This is a genomic window from Novosphingobium sp. FW305-C-30-35 (genome assembly GCF_058783135.1).
In genome coordinates, this window is the sequence record NZ_JBYSYJ010000002.1 from 249,972 (window position 1) to 272,417 (window position 22,446).

The 22,446-nt window shown below is 64.2% G+C and carries 18 protein-coding genes; 2 read left to right on the top strand and 16 right to left on the bottom strand.

Translation table 11 applies throughout. The annotated features are described in order from the left end of the window. Window position 1 precedes the first annotated feature (1 nt). The 14 genes from AC3WLM_RS17900 to AC3WLM_RS17965 all read right to left on the bottom strand — a co-directional run bounded on the left by AC3WLM_RS17900 (window position 2) and on the right by AC3WLM_RS17965 (window position 17,180). Window positions 2-1,087, bottom strand: coding sequence for an AI-2E family transporter (locus AC3WLM_RS17900; protein ID WP_193828846.1), 1,086 nt, complete (start codon window positions 1,085-1,087; stop codon window positions 2-4). Window positions 1,088-1,158: 71 nt separating this feature from the next. Further along, window positions 1,159-3,468: a glycoside hydrolase family 95 protein gene (locus AC3WLM_RS17905; RefSeq protein ID WP_492478292.1), complete on the bottom strand. Its 2,310-nt coding sequence runs from the start codon at window positions 3,466-3,468 to the stop codon at window positions 1,159-1,161. Between the two features lie 152 nt (window positions 3,469-3,620). Next, window positions 3,621-4,361, bottom strand: a complete 741-nt coding sequence (locus AC3WLM_RS17910; protein WP_052242544.1) for a FadR/GntR family transcriptional regulator — start codon at window positions 4,359-4,361, stop codon at window positions 3,621-3,623. 104 nt (window positions 4,362-4,465) lie between these two features. Further along, a complete protein-coding gene (locus tag AC3WLM_RS17915; protein ID WP_492478293.1) occupies window positions 4,466-5,914 on the bottom strand; it encodes a family 43 glycosylhydrolase in 1,449 nt (482 codons plus the stop codon). Window positions 5,915-5,924: 10 nt separating this feature from the next. Beyond that, window positions 5,925-6,512, bottom strand: a complete 588-nt coding sequence (locus AC3WLM_RS17920; protein WP_492478294.1) for an acetylxylan esterase — start codon at window positions 6,510-6,512, stop codon at window positions 5,925-5,927. Window positions 6,513-6,753: 241 nt separating this feature from the next. After that, the gene (gene xylA, locus AC3WLM_RS17925; RefSeq protein WP_062345154.1) at window positions 6,754-8,061 is read right to left on the bottom strand and encodes a xylose isomerase; all 1,308 of its coding nucleotides are present in this window, start codon (window positions 8,059-8,061) and stop codon (window positions 6,754-6,756) included. 5 nt (window positions 8,062-8,066) lie between these two features. Continuing rightward, entirely contained in the window at window positions 8,067-9,515 is a 1,449-nt protein-coding gene (gene xylB, locus AC3WLM_RS17930) for a xylulokinase (protein WP_492478295.1), read from the bottom strand. A gap of 6 nt (window positions 9,516-9,521) precedes the next feature. After that, on the bottom strand, window positions 9,522-10,634 hold the full coding sequence (locus AC3WLM_RS17935; RefSeq protein ID WP_492478511.1) for a glycoside hydrolase family 43 protein: 1,113 nt from the start codon (window positions 10,632-10,634) through the stop codon (window positions 9,522-9,524). Window positions 10,635-10,781: 147 nt separating this feature from the next. Then, window positions 10,782-11,411: a 2-dehydro-3-deoxy-6-phosphogalactonate aldolase gene (locus tag AC3WLM_RS17940; RefSeq protein ID WP_039335903.1), complete on the bottom strand. Its 630-nt coding sequence runs from the start codon at window positions 11,409-11,411 to the stop codon at window positions 10,782-10,784. Continuing rightward, window positions 11,408-12,316, bottom strand: coding sequence for a 2-dehydro-3-deoxygalactonokinase (locus AC3WLM_RS17945; protein WP_492478296.1), 909 nt, complete (start codon window positions 12,314-12,316; stop codon window positions 11,408-11,410). Before AC3WLM_RS17945 ends, AC3WLM_RS17940 begins: the two co-directional genes overlap by 4 nt. Before the next feature lie 2 nt (window positions 12,317-12,318). Beyond that, complete coding sequence (locus AC3WLM_RS17950; RefSeq protein ID WP_492478297.1) at window positions 12,319-13,245, bottom strand: Gfo/Idh/MocA family protein; 927 nt, start codon at window positions 13,243-13,245, stop codon at window positions 12,319-12,321. A gap of 4 nt (window positions 13,246-13,249) precedes the next feature. After that, on the bottom strand, window positions 13,250-14,251 hold the full coding sequence (gene araD1, locus AC3WLM_RS17955) for an AraD1 family protein (protein ID WP_492478298.1): 1,002 nt from the start codon (window positions 14,249-14,251) through the stop codon (window positions 13,250-13,252). Between the two features lie 22 nt (window positions 14,252-14,273). Then, the gene (locus AC3WLM_RS17960; protein ID WP_492478299.1) at window positions 14,274-15,800 is read right to left on the bottom strand and encodes an aldehyde dehydrogenase (NADP(+)); all 1,527 of its coding nucleotides are present in this window, start codon (window positions 15,798-15,800) and stop codon (window positions 14,274-14,276) included. A gap of 90 nt (window positions 15,801-15,890) precedes the next feature. Continuing rightward, a complete protein-coding gene (locus tag AC3WLM_RS17965; protein ID WP_492478300.1) occupies window positions 15,891-17,180 on the bottom strand; it encodes a sugar MFS transporter in 1,290 nt (429 codons plus the stop codon). Window positions 17,181-17,361: 181 nt separating this feature from the next. Between AC3WLM_RS17965 and AC3WLM_RS17970 the strand changes: the two genes are divergently transcribed. Together AC3WLM_RS17970 and AC3WLM_RS17975 are read left to right on the top strand one after the other, a co-directional pair. Continuing rightward, window positions 17,362-18,492, top strand: a complete 1,131-nt coding sequence (locus AC3WLM_RS17970; protein ID WP_039336024.1) for an aldose epimerase family protein — start codon at window positions 17,362-17,364, stop codon at window positions 18,490-18,492. Window positions 18,493-18,519: 27 nt separating this feature from the next. Then, window positions 18,520-20,322 carry an IlvD/Edd family dehydratase gene (locus AC3WLM_RS17975; protein ID WP_492478301.1) on the top strand — a complete coding sequence of 601 codons (1,803 nt, stop codon included), beginning with the start codon at window positions 18,520-18,522 and terminating at the stop codon, window positions 20,320-20,322. A 39-nt stretch (window positions 20,323-20,361) separates the two neighbouring features. On the opposite strand, the gene AC3WLM_RS17980 is transcribed toward AC3WLM_RS17975, so the two are convergent. Further along, window positions 20,362-21,477, bottom strand: a complete 1,116-nt coding sequence (locus AC3WLM_RS17980; protein ID WP_492478302.1) for an endo-1,4-beta-xylanase — start codon at window positions 21,475-21,477, stop codon at window positions 20,362-20,364. A gap of 157 nt (window positions 21,478-21,634) precedes the next feature. After that, window positions 21,635-22,387 carry an SDR family oxidoreductase gene (locus AC3WLM_RS17985; RefSeq protein WP_039335915.1) on the bottom strand — a complete coding sequence of 251 codons (753 nt, stop codon included), beginning with the start codon at window positions 22,385-22,387 and terminating at the stop codon, window positions 21,635-21,637. Window positions 22,388-22,446 lie beyond the last annotated feature (59 nt).

A 22,446-nucleotide genomic window follows, 5' to 3' on the forward strand; every position in this document is an offset into this window, starting at 1 on the left:
ATCACGGCGCTTCGCCTTGTCTCTCGGCAGGGTGAAGCGCCAGTCTTTGTTCGGTCAGGATCTGCCAGCCGGTGAGGAACAGGGCCCCGACCACCGGGCCGACAACGATGCCGGAAAGGCCTAGCAACTCGATCCCGCCCAGCGTTGTCACCAGAACCAGCCAGTCGGGGATGCCGGTATCGCGGCCGACCAGCATCGGACGCAGGACGTTGTCGGCAAGGCCGATGACCATGACGCCCGATCCGATCACGACTGCGCCCTGCCAGATCGCACCCGTGGCGAAGAGGTAGATCGCGACCGGGCCCCAGACGATGGCAGGGCCGATCGCGGGTAGCAGTGCGGCAATGGCCATGAGCGCACCCCAGAGCAGTGAGGCGGGCAGACCGACTATTGCGAAAGTGATCGCGCCAAGTGCGCCCTGTGCCAAGGCAACAAGCACCGACCCTTTGATCGTGGCACGTACCACGGCGACGAACCGCTCGACGATCTGGGCGGCGATCGAATCCGCAAGAGGCAGGGCGCGGACAATCTGCGGACCCAGCACATATCCATCACGCAGCATAAAGAACGTGACGTAAAGGCCTACAGCAAAAGCAAGAAGGAAGGATGCCGCATTTGCGCCAAAGGCCAGTGCGCGCTGCGTGATTGCGCTGGCGCTGTTGCCGAGGGCTTCGGAAATGCGGCTCTGCGCGGTCTCGAACGTACCAAAACCGGCATTGCCGAGCAGGTCCTGAAGCCGAACCGGAAGAGCGTCGTGTACTTGTTTGAAATAGGCGGAGAAATTCAGCTCACCGGTGCGCAGTTGCGCGAATACGCCGGAAGCTTGTTCCACCACCATCGTTCCGATCAGCATGGCAGGGATAATCACCGCGAAGGTGATGATCAGCAGCGTCATGGCAGCGGCGCGGCTGCGCCTTTCCGGCCACCGTTCGAGCAGGCGCTCGTTCAGCGAATGAAACATGATCGCGGCCAGCGCGGCCCACAGCATCGCGCCAAGAAAATGCGATACGACAAGCGTCAACCCGACGGTGACAAGTACCAGAAACAGGACGAATCCGCCCTTTTCGATCTTGCTACGCTCCAGCATCATTCCCCCATCCTGCGGCCGAACCCGCATGCACCCAAGTGCCAGCGCAACGCATGGGTTCGCAAGCGGTTTCAGCTTATCGCCAGGGTGGAGCCCTTCAGCGTCACAAGACGCCCGGCAGAGAGAGTGATGGTGCGGCGGATTTCGCCCAGGCGCACCTCGACCGTGCCACTTTCCATCGGTTGCAGCACGGCCTGAACAAGTTGTCCTTCCGTCCACTTAAGATCGACTGCCACCCCGCCTCGCGCAATCAGCCCTCGGGCACTGCCAGAAGGCCAGGCCCGGGGAAGCGCGGGAAGGAGATGAAGCGAACTGCCCCGGCTTTGCATCAGCATTTCGATCATTGCGGTGCTGCCGCCGAAGTTGCCGTCGATCTGGAAGGGCGGATGCGCGTCGAACATGTTGGGATAAGTGCGCGCGGGCGAAAGCAGGCTGCGCAGGATCTTGTGCGCCCGCTCGCCATCCCGCAGCCGCGCCCACAGGGCGATCCGCCAGGCGGTGGCCCATCCGGTTGATTCATCACCGCGTCGGTCGAGGGAGACGCGCGCTGCCCTCGCCAGTTCTGGCGTGCCGTCCGGGTTGATCTGGTGGCCAGGATAGAGCGCATAGAGGTGCGAGACGTGGCGATGGTCCTGTTCGGGCGCAGCCTCGTCCCAGTCTTCGAGCCATTCCTGCAACTGCCCGGCTTTGCCGATGCGGTCAGGCGCGAGGGCGGAGCGGGTGTGGCGCAGCTGCTCGGCGAAATCGGCGTCGCGGTCCAGAACGGTGGCGGCAGCTGCGGTGCGATCGAACAGGTCTCGCAGGATCTGGCGGTCCATCGCTGGGCCGGCGCAGACCGAAGCGCCAAACGGGTGGCGATTCTCGGGCGAGATCGAGGGGGAGGTGATCAGGCCCTGGGACGAGGGCTGCAGGGTCTCGAGAAAGAACTCTGCCGCGCCGCGCATGAGGGGGTAGATTGCGGCCAGCCATGCCCGGTCACGGCCATAGTCCCAGCGGTCCCACAGCGCGTTGCAGAGCCATGCGCCGCCCATCGGCCACATGCCCCATGCGGCACCATCGATCGGGCTGGAGGCGCGCCAGAGATCGGTGTTGTGGTGGGCAACCCAGCCCCTTGCCCCATAGATGGCGCGAGCGGTCTTCGCACCGCTGACCGCAAGTTCGCGCACCATGCGCAGCAGCGGCTCGGCGCATTCGCCGAGGTTTGCAGGGTCCGCCAGCCAGTAGTTCATCTGGGTGTTGATATTGATCGTGTACTTCGATCCCCACGGCGGCTTGGTGCTCTCGTTCCAGATGCCCTGCAGGTTCGCGGGCTGTGTGCCGGGGCGCGAGCAGCAGATCATCAGGTAGCGGGCATAGGCAAAATAGAGCGCGGCAAGGGCGGGTTCGTCGCTTTCGACATTGGCTTTGATGCGCTCGTCGGTAGGCAGGGGGCTGGCCGGGCCGAGGTGAAGCGCTGCGCGGCGATAGAGGCGGCGATGCTCGGCGATGTGAGCATCGCGCAAGGCCACCCATGGCCGGGCGCTGGCATTGGCGATCTGGCGGGCGACGGTGGCGGCAGGATCGCCGGCGTGGCTGGTCGCGAGCGCGACGAGGATGGTCGCGTGCGAGGCCCCACTGACGACCAACGTGGCGCCTTCCGTCCGGACGCTTCCGCCTTGGGCGCTGGCGGTGATCCTTGCGGCGAGGCCCAGGCCGGCGGGGATGCCGTGATCTGCCCGATTGCGGCCCTCTGCGTGGATTGCATTGCCGGCGGCGCGGACCGTCGCGTCTTGCGGCGTGTCAAAACGAACGGCCAAATTCAGCGTGACGCCGTGACTGGCCGAGAGGTGGATGGCGATGACCTGATCGACGGGGCTTGCCAGTACCGCGCGCGTTATGGTGCCGGTGGAGGTGGCGAAGTGGGTTGTGGCGATGGCTTTGTCGAGATCAAGTTCGCGGCGATAGGTCCTTGGCGTGCCGGGAAGGTCCATGTCGATGAAGAGATCGCCGAAGGTCTGATAGGACATCTGCGAGACAGGCCGTGCGATTAGGCAGTCGTTGGCGAGGGCTTCCGCTTCGGCAAAGCGGCGCTGCGCGATCAGCTTGCGGATGTGCTCCACCGCTTGAGGACCAGCCTTCGGGTTCAACGGATCATAAGGGCCGCCGCTCCACAGCGTGTCTTCGTTCAGCTGGATCCGTTCTGACGTGGTGCCGCCGAAGACCATTGCTCCGAGCCTGCCGTTGCCAACCGGAAGGGCTTCGGTCCAGATCGAGGCAGGCTGGCGATACCACAGCACATCCTGCCGGGGCGCGGGGGGCGCAGCCTTGGCAGGAAGTCCGACAATTCCCTGTCCAGCAACAGCAGCACCCGCTGCGATTGCCTGCCTGCGTGTGATTGGCATCCCGCTTCCCGTAGTCCGATGACCATCGTACGATGGTGTTTTCTGGATCGCGGATCGGCGTGCAAGAGCCATATCCGGCAGCGTAAGGCCGCCGGATAATAAGTATGACTAAATACTGGGCTGTCCAGCGAAAAGCTGCAGACGGCTATACCTCAGGCGCGCGCCGGCGGATCGATATCGGCAAGTGCCAGTTCGATCAGTTTCTGCATGGCAGCACGGGCGGCAGGGCCGTCGCCATCGGCCACGGCATCGAACAGCACGCGGTGATCTGGCAAGGGATCCCGCGGCAGCTTGCGCTTGCGCTGCTTGTAGATCGTGGTCCATCGCACCGCAGCCGAGATGGTGCTGGCCAATGAGATCAGCGCCATGTTGCCAGTCGCCTTCAGCAGCGTGGTGTGGAACGATTGGTCCGCGGCCTGACCGAGCGGCGAAGCCAGCGTGTGCTTGGCCATTTCCTCGAGCGCGTGGCCCATCTGCGCGAGTTGCGCACCGGTCCGGCGGGTGGCAGCAATTTCGGCGGCCGCCGGTTCGATGATCAGTCGCAGCTCGAACAGGTCGTCAATCGCGGCCTGGCTGGGTTCGCCCTCGAAGGTCCAGGCAAGAACGTCGGGATCGAGGATGTGCCAGCGCGACGGATCGGTGATCTTGGTGCCTGCCTTCGGGCGGCTTTCGACCAGGCCCTTGGCGGCGAGGATACGGATTGCCTCGCGATAGGCGGTGCGCGAAATGTGGTTGCGCTCGGCAAAATCGACCTCGCTCGTCAGCACGTGGCCGGGGGCGTATTTACCGGTGACAATGGCAATACCTAGATCGCGCGCGATGCTGCCGTGTAGGCGTAAAGATTTGTCAGACCTGTCGATCGCGTCCCCGCCCTGTTCCTTGCTTCGCGACACTTTCAGCTCCTTGCGCCCCTGTGCCCTATTTGGGCGCAATTTCGGCAAAGTCCAGCAGTTCGATGGTCGGGGGTCACCCTTATCGAACTGTCAGTCCTTTGCCGTCATGGCCTACGGAAGGTCCATTTGCCGGCCTCGGACGCCGTGTCGAAGCGGACGAGCCGCGGCGTGCTGGCCCCGACAGCGGCCAAGGCCAGGGGCTTCATGGGATCGGGCGTGGTCTTCGGGACGATTCGATAGGTGCCATCCGGCAGCATGTCGATCCGCCAGAGCTGTTCGGGTGCGCCGGTGTATTCCGGCACTGTCACGACATCGCCCGACGGCGTGGCGGCAAGAGCGCGGTTCGTTCCGGCGATGACGATCTTCATATAGGGCGCGCCGAACCAGCCACCGGCCCCGGCCGCGGGTTCGATTGTCCAATGCTGGTTTGGGCGGACCTGATACGTACCCATGTCGACCGCGATCGTGCCCTTGGGCCACACGGTCTGGTTCTGCTCCAGAGTCTGGTCCGGCACGGGCTTGACCGGCTCCTTGGGCGGGCCGAAACCGGTCCACGACCAGGGCAAGCGCACTTCGTCCACCGCCAATTGCAGCGCGCCGCCGCGCTCGGACTGGATCTCGTAAGTGCCGGGGCGCAGGTTTTCCTGTCCCACTGGCCAACCGTTCTTCCAGGTCAGCGGCAGGATTGCGAGAACGCTGCGCGCGGAGCGGTCCATGTCGGCTTCGTAGTGGAAAGAGAACTTTTCCACGCCATCGCCGAGCTCAACCAGGCCGAAATGGCCAGCGCCGCGACCCCGGCCGTTCGATCCCCAGACCAGCTTGCCGCCACCCTTGAGCAGGGGCACGCCGAAGTTGTCGACATAAGGGCCTAGCGGGCTCCTCGAACGGCCGACGCGGATATTGTAGGTCGAGTTGGGCCCGTCGCAGCAGGTGCCATGGGTGCCGAGCAGATAGTACCAGCCATCCCGATGGAGCAGTGCGGTTGCCTCCATGTCGATCGCGATATCGACGGGCTGGTTGCCGGGCAGGCGTTCGGCAGTTTTTGGATCAAGTTCGACCATCCGGATCGCGCCGAAGTAGGTGCCGTAGCTGAGCCAAAGGCGCCCTTCGGCGAGCAGGAAGGCCGGGTCGATTGCATCGTTGTTCTCGAAGCCATCGCTCGAAGCCACGGTGCCGACCTCGTGGAAACCGAAATCCCTGGACGCGGGATCGAGCGACTTCGTCCACATGATCTTCACGTCGCTCTTGTGGCCGCCATTCATGCCGCCGCCGCCGACCGCCCAGGCCACGTAGTAGCGATCCCCCAGCTTGATCACGTCGGGCGCTACGCCGCCGCCGGGGCGAACCGGTCCGCTTTTCCAGGTCCAGCCGTCAGACGACACCAGGCCGCCCTTGCCGGTGCCGAAGGTGTAGAAGCGACCATCTGAATGCGCAATTGTCGAGGGATCATGGATGTAAGGCTCGCCCTCCATCTGCGCGACGGGGTTGCTCTGCGCGAGAAGCGGGGCGGCAATGCCGGCGAGAGCTGCGGCGGCGAGGAGCTTGGTGTTCATCACAGGCCTTTCAGCGCAGGGTAACTTTGAGATCGCGGATCGGCTGTCCATTGTCGTCGACGAAGCGGACCGCGAAATCGGACAGGCCGGGGCCGTTGATGACCGCGCCGTGCAGCACGTTACGACCCTTTTTCAAACCGAGCGCGGGCGAGACGACATCGTCCATGACCATGCGACGGTCGCCGAACAAGGCCGCGGCTTCCTTCCCGTTCAGCCACCACATCGATGCGGAGTTGGAGCCGACTGCGAGACGAGCTTGGGGCATTTCGCGTGGCGCGTCGATCACCGTCGTTGCCCAGAAGATTACGCCGTAAGTCGGCTTGCCGTAGGCGGCCGCGAAGTAGAACAGCTTGGCGTCCCATTGCGTGGCGTCGAGCGCATGCCAGGTGAGGGCAGCGCCCTTGTGCGAAACGGTCTGGCCTTCACTGGGCAGCTTGCGGTCGAGACCTGCGGGTCGGTCTTCAGCAAAGGCCTTGCGCACGTAGTCGCTGGTAAAGAGCTGGTTGGTGCGATTGGGCTTTGTGATCGGCTCAAGCAGCAGCCAGCGACGAATGAAGCCATCTTCGTGAACCGAGGTGCTGCCGGTTGTGGCTGGCACGAAGTATGGGGCGAGCGAAGGGGCCGGTTGTGAAATCGCGGGTGTGGCAGGCGCGCAAAGCGCTGCGCCCACCGCGGCAAGAAGGGCCGAGGTCCGAATCATGTCATCCTCTCATATTTTCTAATTGTATGAGTTAAAGAGGGTGAGGTTTCAACGATAATTATCAACGTCGAAGACGTAAAAAAGCCCGCGGCACTCGCATTCGTGCCGCGGGCTTCTGCTTTTACTCAGACCAGTTTGATCAGAACCGGTTGAGCATGTTCTCCAGCCATTCCTGACGGCCCGAGACCGGGGCCGGCTTGAGATCCTGCGCCACGGCGAGGTCCGCGATTTCGGCGAGGCTTGACTTGCGGATGGTTGCCCCCAGTTCTCCGTTCCAACCGGCGTAGCGTTCGGCGCGGAAGGCATCGATGCGACCATCGGCGATGATCGCCTCGGCACGCAGCAGGGCCTTTGCAATGACATCGACGCCGCCGATGTGGCCGTGGAAAAGATCAACTGCATCAACCGATTGGCGGCGGACCTTGGCATCGAAGTTGAAACCGCCGTCGGTGAACCCACCAGCGCGTTCGATCTCGATGCAGGCCAGAGTCAGTTCCTCGACCGAGTTGGGGAACTGGTCGGTGTCCCATCCATTCTGCGGGTCGCCGCGGTTGGCGTCGATCGAACCGAACACCCCGAGCGCGCCGGCCATGGCGATTTCATGCTCGAAGGTATGGCCCGAAAGCGTTGCGTGGTTGGCCTCGATGTTGACCTTGACTTCGTTTTCGAGGCCGAAGCGCTTGAGGAAGCCGTACACGGTCTGGGTATCGAAGTCGTACTGGTGCTTGGTTGGCTCGTGCGGCTTGGGTTCGATCAGGATCGTGCCCTTGAAGCCGATCTTGTGCTTGTGTTCGACCACGAGGCTGAGGAAGCGACCGAAGTTTTCCTGCTCGATCTTGAGATCGGTGTTGAGGATCGTGTCGTAACCTTCACGCCCGCCCCACAAAACATAGTTCGAGCCGCCGAGACGATGGGTAGCTTCAAGAGCATCCCGCACCTGGCTGGCACCCCACGCATAGACTTCCGGGCGAGGGCTGGTGGCGGCGCCGGCAAGGTAGCGCGGGTGGCCGAACAGGTTGGCCGTTCCCCACAGCAGCTTGCGGCCGTGCCTGGCCTGCAGCTCTTCGAGGTGATCGACGGCGCGAGCGAAGCTGGCGCGGAATTCGCCGATGCTCTCGGCCGGTGCCATCACGTCGACATCGTGGAAGCAGTAGAACGGCAGGTCGAGCTTCTCGACAAAGGCGAGAGCGGCTTCACGCTTGGCGCGGGCGGCGCTTTCGTCTTGCGGACCGTTGAGCCAGGGGCGATCGAACGTGCCAGCGCCAAACACGTCGCTGCCGGGCCAGCAGAAGGTGTGCCACATGCAGACGGCAAAGCGCAGGTAGTCTTCCATGCGCTTGCCGAAGACCATGCGGTCCTTGTCGTAGAAGCGATAGGCAAGATCACTGGTGCTGTCAGGACCCTCGTAGCGGACGGTCGCGAATTCATCGAAATAGGCTGCGGACATACAAGTTACTCCTTGATCGGGGCGAGCGCGGCATAGGCTGCGCGGAAACGGGCGCGCTTGGGCGCTAATGATGCGGCGAGGGCGAGATCAGGCTCGATCACGGCACGAACCGGCGGGCGGGTGCAGACTTCGGCGGCGGAAGCCTTGGTCACGGCGATCTGCGCGAGACGGGCGCCGCCCAGCGCCGGGCCGACTTCGCCACCGTGGAGATAGACGAGCCGCACGCCGAGGACGCTCGAGAGGACGCGCCCCCAGTGCGCCGAGCGGGAGCCGCCGCCGATCACGCACAACTCGTCGATCTGCGTACCGGCGTTGCGCAGGGCATCGATCCCGTCGGCATGGGCAAAGGCCACGCCCTCAAGCACGGCGGCGGCCATGCGTCCGGTGGTGCTTTCGTTACCGAGGCCGAGGAACGCCGCGCGAATGTGCGGATCGTTGTGCGGAGTGCGCTCGCCGGAGAGGTATGGCAGGAATAGCTCAGGCCCGCAGGCGGCGCCGGACTGTTCGGCAAGGGCGAAGAACTCCGCAGGGCCCGGCACGTTGCAGGCCTTGGCTGCCCAGTCGATGCACGAGGCGGCGGACAGGTGCACGCTCATCTGGTGCCACACGCCCGGCAAGGCGTGGCAGAAGGCGTGGACGGCCTCGGCCGGGTTGGGCCGGAATGCCGCATTGGCCACGAAGATCACGCCCGATGTACCCAGCGAAAGCATGCCTTGCCCGTCTGACAGCACGCCGACGCCCAATGCGCCCGCGGCATTGTCTCCAGCGCCTGCGACCACCGGCACGCGGTCCATTCCCCAGGCCCTGGCAACATCTTCGCGCAGCACGCCCGTCACGTCAGGCCCTTCATGCAGGCGCGGCATGTGGCTTTCGTCAAGGCCAGTGGCGGCGAGCATTTCCGGAGACCAGGCGCGCTTGGCGACGTCGAGCCAGAGAGTGCCGGCGCTGTCGGACATGTCGCTTGCCTTTTCACCGGTCAAGGCGAGCCGGACGTAGTCCTTGGGCAGCAGGACCGTCCGCGTGGCGGCGAAAACGTCCGGTTCGTGATTGCGGACCCACGCCAGCTTGGGAGCCGTGAAACCAGGCATGGCGATGTTGCCGGAGATCTCGCGAGCGCGAGGTTCGGCGGCCTCGATCTCCGCACATTCGGCAAAGCTGCGGCCGTCGTTCCACAGGATGGCAGGGCGCAGCGGCTTGTCGTCCGAGCCCAGCAGGGTTGCGCCGTGCATCTGCCCCGCAAGGCCGATGCCGCGCACGCCCTTGCGCAAGGCGGCATCGAGGCCAAGCACCGCCTTGTGCGCTGCGTCCACCCAGTCAGCAGGGGCCTGTTCGGACCACAACGGGTGAGGCCGGGAAACGGTAAGGTCCGAGCTGCTCTGCGCCAGGACCTCCCCGGTTTCGGCGGTGACGACCGCCTTTACGCAACTGGTGCCGACATCGATGCCGAGGAACATTGGGGTTTACTTCGCTTTCATGGGATCGATCGTCTGGATCGAGCCATCGGGGTTGAAGGTCAGCTCGGTCACCTTGACGTTGCGCAGGTGGTTCTTGTTGGAGAGCTGCGTGTCGGCGTAGAACAGCCACCACTTGCCATCGTGCTGGATGATCGAGTGGTGCGTGGTCCAGCCCTGCACGGGCTTGAGGATTTGGCCGGCGTACTTGAACGGTCCATACGGACTGGTGCCGATGGCGTAGTTGAGGAAGTGCGTGTCGCCGGTCGAGTAGGTGTAGTAGTATTTGCCGTCCTTCTTGAAGACCCAGGAGGCTTCGAAGAAGCGGCGCTCGTGGTCGCCTCCCAGTACCGGCTTGCCATCTTCGCCCAGGATCACCGCGTCGCGAGGGCTCTCCGCGAAAGTCTTCATGTCGGGGTTCATCTTGACGACCTTGCCGGACAGCGCGGGCTGGTCATCCTTCATGAGATCGGTGTCGGAGCCGTTTGGATCATACTTACCCGTGGCCCAACGCTGAAGCTGCCCACCCCAGATGCCGCCGAAGTACATGTAGGCAGTGCCGTCGTCGTCGGTGAACACCGCGGGGTCCATCGAGAACGAACCGGGAATGGGGTCCTTTTCGGCCACGAACGGGCCCATCGGGCTCTTCGACGTGGCGACGCCGATGCGGAACGCGCCGAGGCCGTTCTTGTCCTTCGATTTGTCGCGCGCCGGGAAGTACAGGTAGTAGGTGCCGTCCTTGTAGGCCGCATCGGGCGCCCACATCTGCTGTGAGGCCCAAGGCACGTCCTTCACGTCAAGCGCGACAGGACCGACGGTGACCTTGCCGCCAACCTTGTCCATGCTCAAGACGCGGTAGTCGCGCATGGCGTACTGGTTGCCCAGATCGTCGTCCGGCGTCGGCGTTTCGATGTCGTGCGAGGGGTAGATGTAGATCTTGCCGTCAAAGACGTGGGCGGAAGGGTCAGCGGTGTAGATCTCGTTGACCAGAGGTTGATCACGGAAGGCGCTTGCAGGTGCCCCACCATTTGCGGGCTGCGCTTCGTTCGCGGCCTTCGAGCAGGCGACGAGCGCAAGCGCGCTGGTCAGGCACAGGGCAGCAGTGGTGATTCTCGCCTTCATCATGACATCCCCTTGCAGGCCGGTTTTCCAGCCTTTCGCGTAATTGCTGCGGCGATGATAGCGCTACCTAAACCTGACGGCAATCTGAAATATGCATTCTAATTAGCGTCGGGGTGAACGCTTGGCAAGCACTGCTTCAAGCAGAAATCAGGAAGCTGCCTTCCAGGCTGCCACTAGGGACGCTGCGCGCGCAGCCACGGTCGCCGCATCGTCGCCGGGCCGGTAGAGGCTGCCCCCGACACCGATCCCGTACACCCCGGCCGCGCGGAACTCTGCGACATTGGCCACGCCAACGCCACCGACCGCCCATATGCGCGCTTCCGCCGGCAGGACCTCCCGAATGGCCTTGATATAGCTGCTGCCCAAGACGGAGCCGGGAAAGAGCTTGAGGTCCCGCGCGCCTGCGCCAAGTGCCGCGAAGGCTTCGGTGGGCGTCAGGAACCCTGGAAGGACGTCCATGCCGAGTTCGAGCGACCGGGCAATGACCGCGGCGTCCGTATTGGGCGAGACCATGAACGTGCCGCCGGCCGCCGCGAGCTGTTCGGCAAGATCCGTGCTGGTTACCGTGCCGCCGCCAAAGGCGGCGCGGTCACCCAGCGCTTTCACCATGGCCCTGATCGACCCGCACGGATCGGGGGAGTTGAAGGGCACTTCGATCAGGCGCACACCCGCCTCGACCAGGGAAGCGGCTATGTCCACCGCTTCCTCGGTGCGTATGCCGCGCAGGATGGCGACGATGGGCGGAACGCCTTCGGCGAGGACTTCTTCGACCTTCACGGGCGCAGACTTTCAGCAAGTGTTATGGCTTGGGCAAGTCCGGCCACGACGGCGCGTTCGCCGTCGACCAGTTGCGATGAACCGCCGTGGTGTGCAAGCGCGGTCGCATAAAGCGCGGCAAGTGCGGGATCGCCGATCAATGTCACGTTCCGCGCGCCTCTGCCGAACTGCGCCACCTCTGCCCCAATCAGCACGCCCGAGAGATAGCCCTTGGCCCAATCGCGCGAGCGGCCATCGAGCAGGCGCGCCGCGCGAGCTTCGAACAGAGCACCCGGCAATGCTTCGGCCGAACGGGAAAGCCCGCGTCCGAAGCCATCCTCAAAGCTGCCCTCGCCGGGCGCGTCCGGGCCGGTCAGGGAGGTGTGGCCCGTAATCGCGGCAAAAACCTCGCCGGTGGGAGCCGTATGGAAGCCGGTGATGGTGCCGTCGCTGGTGCTGACCCATTTGCCGTGGGTGCCGGGAAGGGCGAAGAGATGATCGCCATCGCGCAGGACAGGATTCAGCGCCATTGCGCCGAAGACCTGCGTTTCCTCGCCGCGCATAACCTCGGGCACGCCATCGCCGGTCCGGCAGGAGAGACCGGGCAGGATCTCGACATCGTGGCCCAGCACGCGCAGCCGGGTGCGGCCATGATGCCAGCCCTCCGCATCGACCGGGCAGGGGGCATAAGGAGCAACGGCGAGGCCTGCGGGAGACCCGACCATGCCGCACAGCGTGATCGCCTTGATCGGACCGTCTGCCAGCCAGACCGAGAGCAGGCGAGCCAGCGATCGCTCCGCCGGTTCCACCAGCTGGGTCACGCCGGGGCCATCCAAGCGTGCGGTCGTCTCGCCGTCCTCCACGAGGAACAGGCGCAAGCGGGTGCTGCCCCAGTCGCCGATAACGCGTCGCACCGGGCCAGGCATGGTCAATCCTCGAACGGTTCGACGCTGACCCGCGTCGCGCGCAGGAAGGCGTCGGCAACGAGGCGCAGCGGGGTTACATCGACGTCGCTGCGGCCGGTGCGGATCAGAGTGGCGAAGCGGGCGTAGAGGCCGGGATACTCGTGATCCTCGTCATGGCTGGTGCCCGAAGGTAGCGTCAGTACCGCGCCGCCGCTTGACAGCTTGAGCGTGCCGGCATCGGTTTCCACCACGATGTCCCAGCTTTGCGGGCCGGTCTGCCGCCAGTCGAGGTCCATGTGGACTGACGCGCCGGTGCTATCGCGGAAGCTCAGGTCGGCAGCGATGGGGGCGGCGCGGTTGGAGGGGATTTCGAGTGTCCCGGACTGCAGGAAGATCGGCCGGGGCAGGATGCGGGTTGCGATCGACAATGCGTTGATTCCGGGGTCGAAGACACCCAGGCCGCCCGGCTCCCAGATCCACGCCTGTCCCGGATGCCACACCCGCACGTCCTCACGCCAAATGATCTCGACATTGTCGATGCGCCGTTCGGCCAGCCAGGCTCGGGCTGGAGCAACCCCGGCGGCAAAGCGCGAATGCCAGGCAGCGAACAGCGTGGCGCCGACCTTGTCTGCCTGCGTTTCCAGCGCGGCGACTTCAGCCAGCGTCGCGCCCGGTGGCTTTTCGAGAAAGACGTGGACGCCGCGCGCAAGCGCGGTGCTGGCCAGATCGTAGCGTACCTGTGGCGGGGTGCACAGCGCGACGGCGTCGACGGCCGGACCGCTCGCAAGCAACTCGTCCAGACTGGCGAAATGGGGCACGCCATCTACGCCGGGGTCATGCGGGCTGACCGTCGCGGCAAGTCCGAACGCGCCATTGCCAGCGATAGCGGGCAAGTGCTGGTCGCGGGCGATCTTGCCCACGCCGATAACGGCGATCCTGATCGGGTCCATGCCTTTAGAGTACCTGCACCTTGAGCGGCGCGGAAGCATCGCCTGCCGTCTGCGTCAGCGGATTGCGGCACGGCAGTGCAAACGGCGCCGCCTCGATCTCGAACACGTCGCCCACTTGCGTGCGTACTGCATCGCTGAATGAGAGTGTAGCGGTGCCAAAGAAGTGGACATGCACATCGCCGGGGCGCCGGAACAACTCGTACTTGAAGTGGTGGTGCTCCAGGTTGGCGAGGCTATGGCTCATGTTGTCCTCGCCGGTGAGGAAGGGCTTTTCCCACTGCACCACGCCATCGCGCAGTATGCGGCTGGTGCCGCGAATGTCGGTGGGGGCCTCGCCGATCAGCAGTTCAGGGCCCAGTGCGGCCCGGCGCAGCTTGGAATGCGCCAGCCACAGGTAATTGTGGCGTTCGGTGACGTGGTCCGAAAACTCGTTGGCAAGCGCGAAGCCGAGCCTGAACGGTGTGCCGTCCGGGCCGATCAGGTAGATGCCAGCCAGTTCCGGTTCCTCGCCGCCGTCCTGCGCGAATGCCGGCATCTCCAGCGGTTCGCCGGGTCCGACCAGCTGGCTGCCATCGCCCTTGTAGAACCATTCGGGCTGCTGGCCGACCCGGCCATCGCTCGGCTTGCCGCCTTCGAGCCCTTCGAGGAACATGCGCATGGAATCGGTCTGATGGGCAGCCGCTGCAGCCTCCCGATGCATCTTGTCGCGCCCTTCGGCCGAGCCGAGGTGGGTAAGGCCTGTGCCGGTCAGGGCCAGATGCGCCGGATCTTCGTGGTCGATCGGCGTGAGGAAGCGGCCTGCTTCGAACTCTGCCGCAAGATCTATTGACGGGCCAACCGGACAGGCTTTCGCCTCCTGCACCAGCGACGTTCCGGCGGCGATGGCGCGGCGGGCGAGGTCCGTGGTGCGGGCAACTCCTTCGAGGACATGCGCGGCCGCGCCATTGGCCAGGATGACACTGCGCGTTCCATTGCTGGCACGGTGCTGCAGGAGGCGGAGGGACATGATGCGGTCTCCTGTCAGGCGCTCAGAGCGTCAACGTGCCGTCAATCAGGCGCGGCGCACCATCACCACGCGCATCATCGCGAAGTTCGGGCGGCAACATATTGGCGGCAAGGTTCTGGTAGCTGACGGGGCGCAGGAAGCGGTCGATCGCGAGGCTTCCGACCGAGGTCGTGCGCGGGTCGGAGGTCGCCGGGAAGGGACCGCCATGGACCATGGCGTGGCATACTTCGACGCCGGTCGGCCAGCCATTGGCAAGGATGCGCCCGGCCTTCAGTTCAAGCACCGGCATCAACCGCGCGGCGAGCGCTTCATCAGCGGCGTCCATGTGCAGGGTGGCTGTCAGCTGGCCTTCGAGTCCGGCAAGGACTGTGGCCAGTTCTGCCTCGTCCTTGCACACGACGACAACAGAAGAGGCGCCGAACACCTCGTGGCCCAAAGCCTTGTCGGCGAGGAATGCCTGCGCAGTGGTGCGGAACAGCGCGGCGTGGCCCTGCATTGCGTCGCCGGCAACGCCCTCGGCCAGCTTTTCTACGCCGGGTGCGGTTTCAAGCGCGGCGACGCCCGACTGATAGGCCTTGCAGATGCCGCCCGTCAGCATCGTCTGGGCAGTCGCGGCCCTGACGGCTTCGGTGGCAGCGGCAATAAAGGCTTCGAGGCCTTCGCCTTCGATGGCCAGCACAAGGCCGGGATTGGTGCAGAACTGGCCCGCACCCATGGTGAGCGAGCCGACGAACGCCGTGCCGAGCGCCCCCCCCCGCGCCTTCAGCGCTTCGGGCAGGAGCAGCACCGGGTTGATGCTCGACATCTCGGCGTAGACCGGGATCGGCACGTCACGGCCTTGGGCAAGCCGGACGAGCGCAAGGCCGCCGCTGCGCGAGCCGGTGAAGCCGACTGCGGCAATGCGCGGATCCTGCACAAGCGCCGCGCCAAGTTCGTTCGACGGACCCAAGAGATGGCCGAACACGCCGGCCGGCAGGCCACAGGCAGCAACTGCACGGGCTATCGCCCCCGCAACCAGTTCGCCAGTGCGGGGATGGGCGGGGTGTCCCTTGACCACGACCGGGCAGCCTGCCGCTAGCGCCGAGGCGGTGTCCCCTCCAGCCGTCGAAAAGGCGAGCGGGAAGTTTGATGCGCCGAACACGGCGACCGGCCCCACCGGGATCATGCGCAGGCGGATGTCCGGACGGGGCAGGGGCTGACGATCGGGCAGGGCCGGATCGATGCGCAACTGCTGCCAGGCGCCCTTGCGGACAACGTCTGCAAACAGGCGCAGCTGGCCCACGGTGCGGCCCCGTTCGCCTTCGAGGCGCGCACGCGGAAGGCCGGACTCGCTCATTGCTGCTTCGATCAGATCATCGCCGATGGCGAGGATCTCTGATGCAATGGATTCGAGGAAGGCAGCGCGCTCTTCGCGGCTGGTGGCGCGGTAGACGTCGAACGCGGCGGCAGCTGCGGCGCAGGCGGCATCGACTTCAGCGGGTCCATGCACGGCAAAGGCAGGACCGGTCGGCTCACCCGTGGCGGCTACCACGGAGCGGAATTCTGTCATCGAAAATCTCCTGATTTAGTCTGACATATTATCAGAATGGCCGGAGCGCAACCATGTGCGATCCGGCCGAAGGGCGTTCATAGCTATGCGTCAGGCAGGATCGGCAGTGGTCTTTGAACCCCACAGTGCATAGAACAGCACATACAATTCACACGCAGCCGTCAGCAGGAAAGAGGTCTGCAGACCATAGGCATCGGCCAGCCAGCCCTGCACGACGACCAGTGCGCCACCGGCGATGGCCATGATCAGCAGGCCTGAACCCTCCTCGGTCAAGGGCCCCAGGCCCTTGATGCCGAGCGTGAAGATCGTCGGGAACATGATCGAGTGGAACAGGCCGACAAGGATCAGCGCCCACATCGCGACAGGGCCAGTGGTGAAGACGGTGACTAGCATGACCACGAAGGCGCCGACCGAGAAGGCGGCAAGCACCAGGCCTGCGTCCACCTTCTGCATGATCGCCGAGCCCAGAAAGCGCCCGACCATCATGCCGCCCCACAGGAAGGTGAGATACTGGCCGGCCTTCTCATGCGTCAGGTTGGCGATCTCCGGCTGGCTGACGAAGTTCACGAAAAGGTTCGCCACACCGATTTCAGCGATCAGGTAGATGAAGATTGCCGGAATGCCGAAGACGAGATTGCGGTGCTTCCACAGCGAAAGCTTTGCCCGTTCCTCGGGCGCAAGTCGCTGGGTTGCGCTGCCCATGGCTGGGAGCGGGAACCGGCCAATGATCACGGCAAGAACGATGAGAACGACGGCAACGAGGCCATAAGGCAGGATCACCGATTGCGCATCGGCCAGCCGCTCGGCCTGTGTCAGTACGACATCGGACGTGGCCGTGCCGCCCTTTGAGCGACCGAGGATCAGGTATGCGCCGAACATCGGCGCAAGCATCGTTCCGGCAGAATTCATCGCCTGCACCAGGTTCAGGCGCGAGGACGCGGTCTCCGGCTTGCCGACCACGGCGACATAGGGATTGGCGGCAACCTGCAGCAGCGTAATGCCGCTGGCGATCACGAACAGCATCGCCAGGGTAACCCCATAGGACGGGATCGACGCCGCCAGCATCATGCCCAGCGCGCCTGCTGCCATCACCAGCAGCCCGATCACCAGCGACTTCTGGTAACCGATCTTCTCGATCAGCTTTGCCGAGGGGATCGAGGCAACGAAGTACGCGATGAACCACACCGATTCGATCAATGTTGTCTGCGTATAGTTCAGGTCGAACACGCTGCGCAGGTGTGGCAGCAGCGTGTTGTTGATGACCGTAATGAACCCCCACATGAAGAACAGGCTGGCCAGAAGGGTCAGCGCAGGGCCGTAACACACGTTGGAATCGCCTTCGATCGCGGTATTTCCCTGGGGTGAAGCCACTGGCGGCATGGACTTGCGCTTCCTCTCTCTTGCCCGGTGCGCGCTGCGGTACGCTTACCGTCTTGCGCAAATTCTATTTGTCGGACTATATCCGCGAACGCTCGCCGTCAATGGCGCAAGGACAATGCACGTCTCCGAAAGGATCGAGAGGATGAGGATTGCGGGAAAGCCGAACAACGGCACCCTGCTGATGCTGGCACTGGCCGCACCGGTTGCCCTGCTGGCCCAGTCGGTCAGCGCGGCCGAAGCGAAACAGGAAAGCGCAGGCAGGCTGGCCGACGGCACCGAGGCTTTCGCAATCACGTTGAAGGCTGCCAATGGCGTTTCCGCCCGCGTGCTGACCTATGGCGCCACGCTGCAGTCGCTGATGGCGCCCTCGCGCGATGGCAAGGTGGCCGACATCGTGCTGGGTTATGATGATGTGCAGACCTATGAGGCCAAGCCCAATTTCTTCGGCGTGACGGTGGGCCGCTATGCCAACCGCATCGCCAAGGGGCGTTTCACGCTTGATGGCAAGGCTTATCAGCTCGCCCAGAACAACCTCGGCAATTCGCTGCACGGCGGCGTGAAGGGCTTTGACAAGCGCAACTGGAAGGTGGTCTCGATCAAGTCGGGCCCGGTGGCGAGCGTGGTGCTCTCCTACGTCAGCGCCGATGGCGAGGAAGGCTATCCCGGCAAGCTCGATACCAAGGTGACCTATACGCTGGACGAGCGCGGGAATCTTGGCATCACCTTCGAAGCGGCGACCGACAAGCCGACGATCGTCAACATGACGAACCACGCGCTGTTCAACATGGCCGGGGAGGGGGCGCCGATGGGTGCCATGGGCAACCGGCTGATGATCCCGGCGTCAAGCTACACCCCTGTCGATGCCACCCTGATCCCCACCGGCGAGCTTCGCAAGGTGGCGGGCACGGTGTTCGACTTCAGTCGGCCCAAGCGCATTGCCAACGGCTTGCGCGATGGGCGGGACGACCAGATCGCCATCGGTCGCGGCTATGACCACAACTTCGCGCTCGACAAGGGCGTTACCGCGACGCCGCAGCTTGCCGCACGGCTGGAAGACCCTGCTTCTGGCCGCGTGCTCGAAGTGCTGACGACCGAACCCGGCGTGCAGTTCTACACCGGTAATTTCCTTGATGGGACGGTGCTCGGCAAGCAGGGCCATGTCTACCGCATGGGAGACGGGATCGCGCTTGAACCGCAGAAGTTTCCGGATGCCCCCAACCAGGCCAAGTTCGTGTCCACACGTGTCGATCCGGGCAAGCCCTATCGCCACGCCATGATCTACCGCGTCAGCGTCGCGCCGAAGCGGCGCTGAACTCCACTCGAATAGCTGAAAGCTGCAATGACCGAATCCTCTCCAAAGGCCCCGAAGCTCCGCTCGCGCGCGTGGTTCGACAATCCCGACAATATCGACATGACCTCGCTCTACCTTGAGCGCTATCTCAACTTCGGGTTGAGCCTTGAGGAGCTGCGTTCGGGCAAGCCGATCATCGGGATTGCGCAGACGGGCAGCGATCTTTCGCCGTGCAACCGTCACCATATCGTGCTGGCGGAGCGCGTGCGCGAAGGGATTCGCGAGGCGGGCGGGATCGCGCTGGAGATTCCGGTGCATCCTATCCAGGAAACCGGCAAGCGCCCCACGGCAGGGCTTGACCGAAACCTTGCCTACATCGGCCTGGTCGAAGCGCTTTACGGCTATCCGATCGACGGTGTGGTGCTGACCACTGGTTGCGACAAGACCACGCCCGCGCTGCTGATGGCGGCGGCCACCGTGAACATTCCAGCCATCGCGCTGTCGGTCGGCCCGATGCTCAACGGCTGGTTCAAGGGCGAGCGTACCGGATCGGGTACGATCGTTTGGAAGGGCCGTGAACTGATGGCCAAGGGCGAACTGGACGAGGAGGGCTTCATCAAGCTCGTCGCCAGTTCGGCACCGTCGACCGGCTATTGCAACACGATGGGCACGGCTACGACCATGAACAGCCTTGCCGAAGCGCTGGGCATGATGCTGCCGGGGTCGGCCGCCATTCCTGCGCCTTATCGTGACCGGCAGGAGTGCGCCTGGCGCACCGGCAAGCGCATCGTTGACATGGTGCACGAGGACCTCAAGCCTTCGGACATCATGACGCTCGATGCATTTCACAACGCCATCGTCGTCAATTCGGCGATCGGCGGGTCGACCAATGCACCGATCCATCTGGCCGCCATAGCGCGTCACGTCGGAGTGGACCTGCCGCTGACCGACTGGCAGCGCCTCGGCCACAAGGTGCCGTTGCTGGTCAACCTGCAGCCTGCCGGCGAGTACCTCGGCGAGGACTACTATCGCGCTGGTGGCGTGCCGGCGGTGGTGGGCCAGCTGATCGCACAGGGCCTCATCGCCGAAAACGCGATGACCGTGAACGGCAAGACCATGGGCGAGAATTGCCGTAATGCGGTGATCGAGGACGAGAAGGTGATCCGTCCGTACGACCAGCCTCTGGTCAAGGATGCCGGCTTCATCGTGCTCTCGGGGAACCTCTTCGATTCCGCGATCATGAAGACCAGCGTGATCAGCAACGAATTCCGGGAGCGCTACCTGTCGAACCCGGACGATCCCGATGCCTTCGAAGGCCCGGCGGTCGTGTTCGATGGCCCGGAAGACTATCACGCGCGCATCGATGATCCTGCGACGGGTATCACGCCTGAAACGCTGCTGTTCATGCGCGGGGCCGGGCCGATTGGCTATCCCGGCGCGGCCGAAGTGGTCAACATGCGGGCCCCTTCCTATCTCATAAGCGCAGGTGTTACCGCGCTGCCCTGCATCGGCGATGGCCGCCAGTCAGGCACCAGCGGCAGCCCTTCGATCCTCAACGCCAGCCCGGAAGCGGCGGCAATGGGTGGCCTTGCCTTACTCAAGACCGGCGATCGCGTGCGGATCGACTTGCGCAAGGGCACGGCCAACATGCTGGTTTCCGATGAAGAACTGGCAGCGCGCCGAGCAGCGCTTGAGGCGGCAGGAGGCTATGCCTATCCGCCTTCGCAAACGCCGTGGCAGGAAATCCAGCGCGAACGCGTTGGCCAGCTTTCCGCAGGCGCCATTCTCGAAGGCGCAGAGAAGTACCAGCGCATTGCCCAGACGATGGGCTTGCCTCGGGATAACCATTGAGTGAATGGCCGGGGGCAATGTCCCCCGGCTGTGAACAGTTCAGGCCCGGGGGCGGGCCGCGCTGAAAGCCTGGGCCAAGGCAGCATGCACCGGTTTTGGCTTGAACGCGGAATCAAACAGGCACCCGCGCGCCTCGGCCTTGTCCGCACGCGGCTCGAAGCCCTGCAGCCATGAGTAGGCATCGACCAGGCCCCACGCGAGCACGTCCTTCAGCTGCGGATAATCGAGCATCATCTCGAAATAGGTTTTGGTCGTGTCGGCCACTGTGCGGTCCCGGCTGGGGATGTCGACAGGCAGGTCGCGATCGCGCACGTCGAACTCGGTTATGACGAGCTTGTAGTCCATCGCCACCACGTCATCCACGAAACGCTGCCATTCCCGGCGGTGGGCGGCATCGGGCAAGGGTGCGATGAGATGCGATTGCACGCCCAGCGCGTCGACCGGGGTACCGCGCCTGCGAAAGCCTTCCAGCAATCGTAGCACACCCTTGCGGTGGAGGGCGTTGCCAGGCTCCCAGCTCATGTAATCGTTATAGACCAGCTCGACGCCCGGAGCAGCCTTGCGCGCCGTGCGGAACGCAAGGTCGACCAGCGCCTCGGTCCCGCCCATGGCCTTCGAAAGCGCTGTCTCGGCCAGCGATCCATCCTCGGGCAGCACGGTTTCATTGACCACGTCGTAGGATACGATCCGGCCCTGATAGCGGGCGCAGACAGTCTCTACGTGATTGGCCATCATCGCCGCTGCGGCGGTTGCGGGCCGCGAACCGAAATCATGGCTTTCCAGCCAGCGCGGCATCCACTTCGGTCGATGCCAAAGCAGCGTGTGGCCGCGCAACTTCATCTGGTTCTGCGCAGCGAAGGCCGCAATCCCGTCAAACGCCGCAAAATCGAATGAAGTGGGCGAGGGCCTGATGGCCTGCCACTTCATCTCATTTTCGGCGACCACAATCGCGCATTCGCGCCTGAGCAAATCGGCAAGCGCGGGATTTCTCCAGGATCCGCCACCACCACCGGCGACGGCCGAGCCAAACCGCATGCCCTTTGCGGCGGCCAGAGCGGACAGGGATAGCGGTGGCGTCGCCGCCAGGCCGACCACCGGCCGTGAGAGCATGGCAACGCCGCCAGCAATGATGCCAAGGCCTTGCCTTCGAGTCATGGTGCTCGATCTTTTCACGTATTTCCTTTCCCGGTTGCTCCAGACTCTTCCGCCTGATTACTCAGACGATAGCGCTACCACAAATGGTTGGAAAGGATTTGTGTATCAGCCGCCGGGGGCGGGGGAGACATGCCTCTGCCCCGCCCCCTCAAAACGATCAGCCCATCGTCTCGCCATTGTCGATGACGATGTTGGTGCCGGTGATGTGCCGCCCATCGTCGCACGCCAGATACAGCACCATGTTGGCAATATCGATGGGCTGCCCCATGCCATGGTTGTTTGCCTGTTCCAGACCGGCGTTGTCGGCCGGGAGTTCGGCCAGTGCCTGTGCGGTCATCGGCGTGACGATGCCGCCCGGCGCGATCGAGTTGCAGCGGATCCGATAGCCCTGCTCGCGGCAGTGGACCGCGATCGAGCGGGTCATGCCGATGATCCCGGCCTTTGCTCCGGCGTAGGCGGGGATGGCGCTGATGCCCTTGATCCCGCCGATCGACGCCATGTTGATGATGGAACCGGCACCGTCCTTGCTCATGTGCGGGATCGCCGCCTGGCATCCCAGGAATGTGCCTCCCAGCATGACCTCGGTCTGAAGACGGAAATCCGGGTAGGGCAGGTCCTCGATCGTACCGAACCGCACGAGCCCTGCATTGTTGACCAGCGTATCGAGCCTGCCGAACAGGCGCAGGGTTTCAGCGATGACCTCGTGCCATCGGCCTTCGTCGCGCACGTCATGCTGCATGAAGACACAACCCGGGATTTCCGCGGCGGTTGCCCGGCCCAGGTCTTCCTGCATGTCGGTGATGACAACCCTTGCGCCTTCGCGGGCGAGCAGGCGGGCATCTTCCGCGCCGAGCCCCGATGCGCCGCCCGTGATGATCGCTACGCGGCCTTCCATCTTGCCATTGGCCATTGTCTGTCCTTCGTGTCTGCAAACAAAAAGTGCCCCGGTCGTCTGTGTGGAACGACCGG

What these genes read in the sequence shown, in the direction of transcription:
- AC3WLM_RS17900 (WP_193828846.1), bottom strand. Translation starts at nt 1,087, where the DNA reads ATGCTGGAGCGTAGCAAGATCGAAAAGGGCGGATTCGTCCTGTTTCTG.
- AC3WLM_RS17905 (WP_492478292.1), bottom strand. Translation starts at nt 3,468, where the DNA reads ATGCCAATCACACGCAGGCAGGCAATCGCAGCGGGTGCTGCTGTTGCT.
- AC3WLM_RS17915 (WP_492478293.1), bottom strand. Translation starts at nt 5,914, where the DNA reads ATGAACACCAAGCTCCTCGCCGCCGCAGCTCTCGCCGGCATTGCCGCC.
- xylA (WP_062345154.1), bottom strand. Translation starts at nt 8,061, where the DNA reads ATGTCCGCAGCCTATTTCGATGAATTCGCGACCGTCCGCTACGAGGGT.
- xylB (WP_492478295.1), bottom strand. Translation starts at nt 9,515, where the DNA reads ATGTTCCTCGGCATCGATGTCGGCACCAGTTGCGTAAAGGCGGTCGTC.
- AC3WLM_RS17935 (WP_492478511.1), bottom strand. Translation starts at nt 10,634, where the DNA reads ATGAAGGCGAGAATCACCACTGCTGCCCTGTGCCTGACCAGCGCGCTT.
- AC3WLM_RS17945 (WP_492478296.1), bottom strand. Translation starts at nt 12,316, where the DNA reads ATGCCTGGCCCGGTGCGACGCGTTATCGGCGACTGGGGCAGCACCCGC.
- AC3WLM_RS17950 (WP_492478297.1), bottom strand. Translation starts at nt 13,245, where the DNA reads ATGGACCCGATCAGGATCGCCGTTATCGGCGTGGGCAAGATCGCCCGC.
- araD1 (WP_492478298.1), bottom strand. Translation starts at nt 14,251, where the DNA reads ATGTCCCTCCGCCTCCTGCAGCACCGTGCCAGCAATGGAACGCGCAGT.
- AC3WLM_RS17960 (WP_492478299.1), bottom strand. Translation starts at nt 15,800, where the DNA reads ATGACAGAATTCCGCTCCGTGGTAGCCGCCACGGGTGAGCCGACCGGT.
- AC3WLM_RS17965 (WP_492478300.1), bottom strand. Translation starts at nt 17,180, where the DNA reads ATGCCGCCAGTGGCTTCACCCCAGGGAAATACCGCGATCGAAGGCGAT.
- AC3WLM_RS17970 (WP_039336024.1), top strand. Translation starts at nt 17,362, where the DNA reads ATGCTGGCACTGGCCGCACCGGTTGCCCTGCTGGCCCAGTCGGTCAGC.
- AC3WLM_RS17975 (WP_492478301.1), top strand. Translation starts at nt 18,520, where the DNA reads ATGACCGAATCCTCTCCAAAGGCCCCGAAGCTCCGCTCGCGCGCGTGG.
- AC3WLM_RS17980 (WP_492478302.1), bottom strand. Translation starts at nt 21,477, where the DNA reads ATGACTCGAAGGCAAGGCCTTGGCATCATTGCTGGCGGCGTTGCCATG.
- AC3WLM_RS17985 (WP_039335915.1), bottom strand. Translation starts at nt 22,387, where the DNA reads ATGGCCAATGGCAAGATGGAAGGCCGCGTAGCGATCATCACGGGCGGC.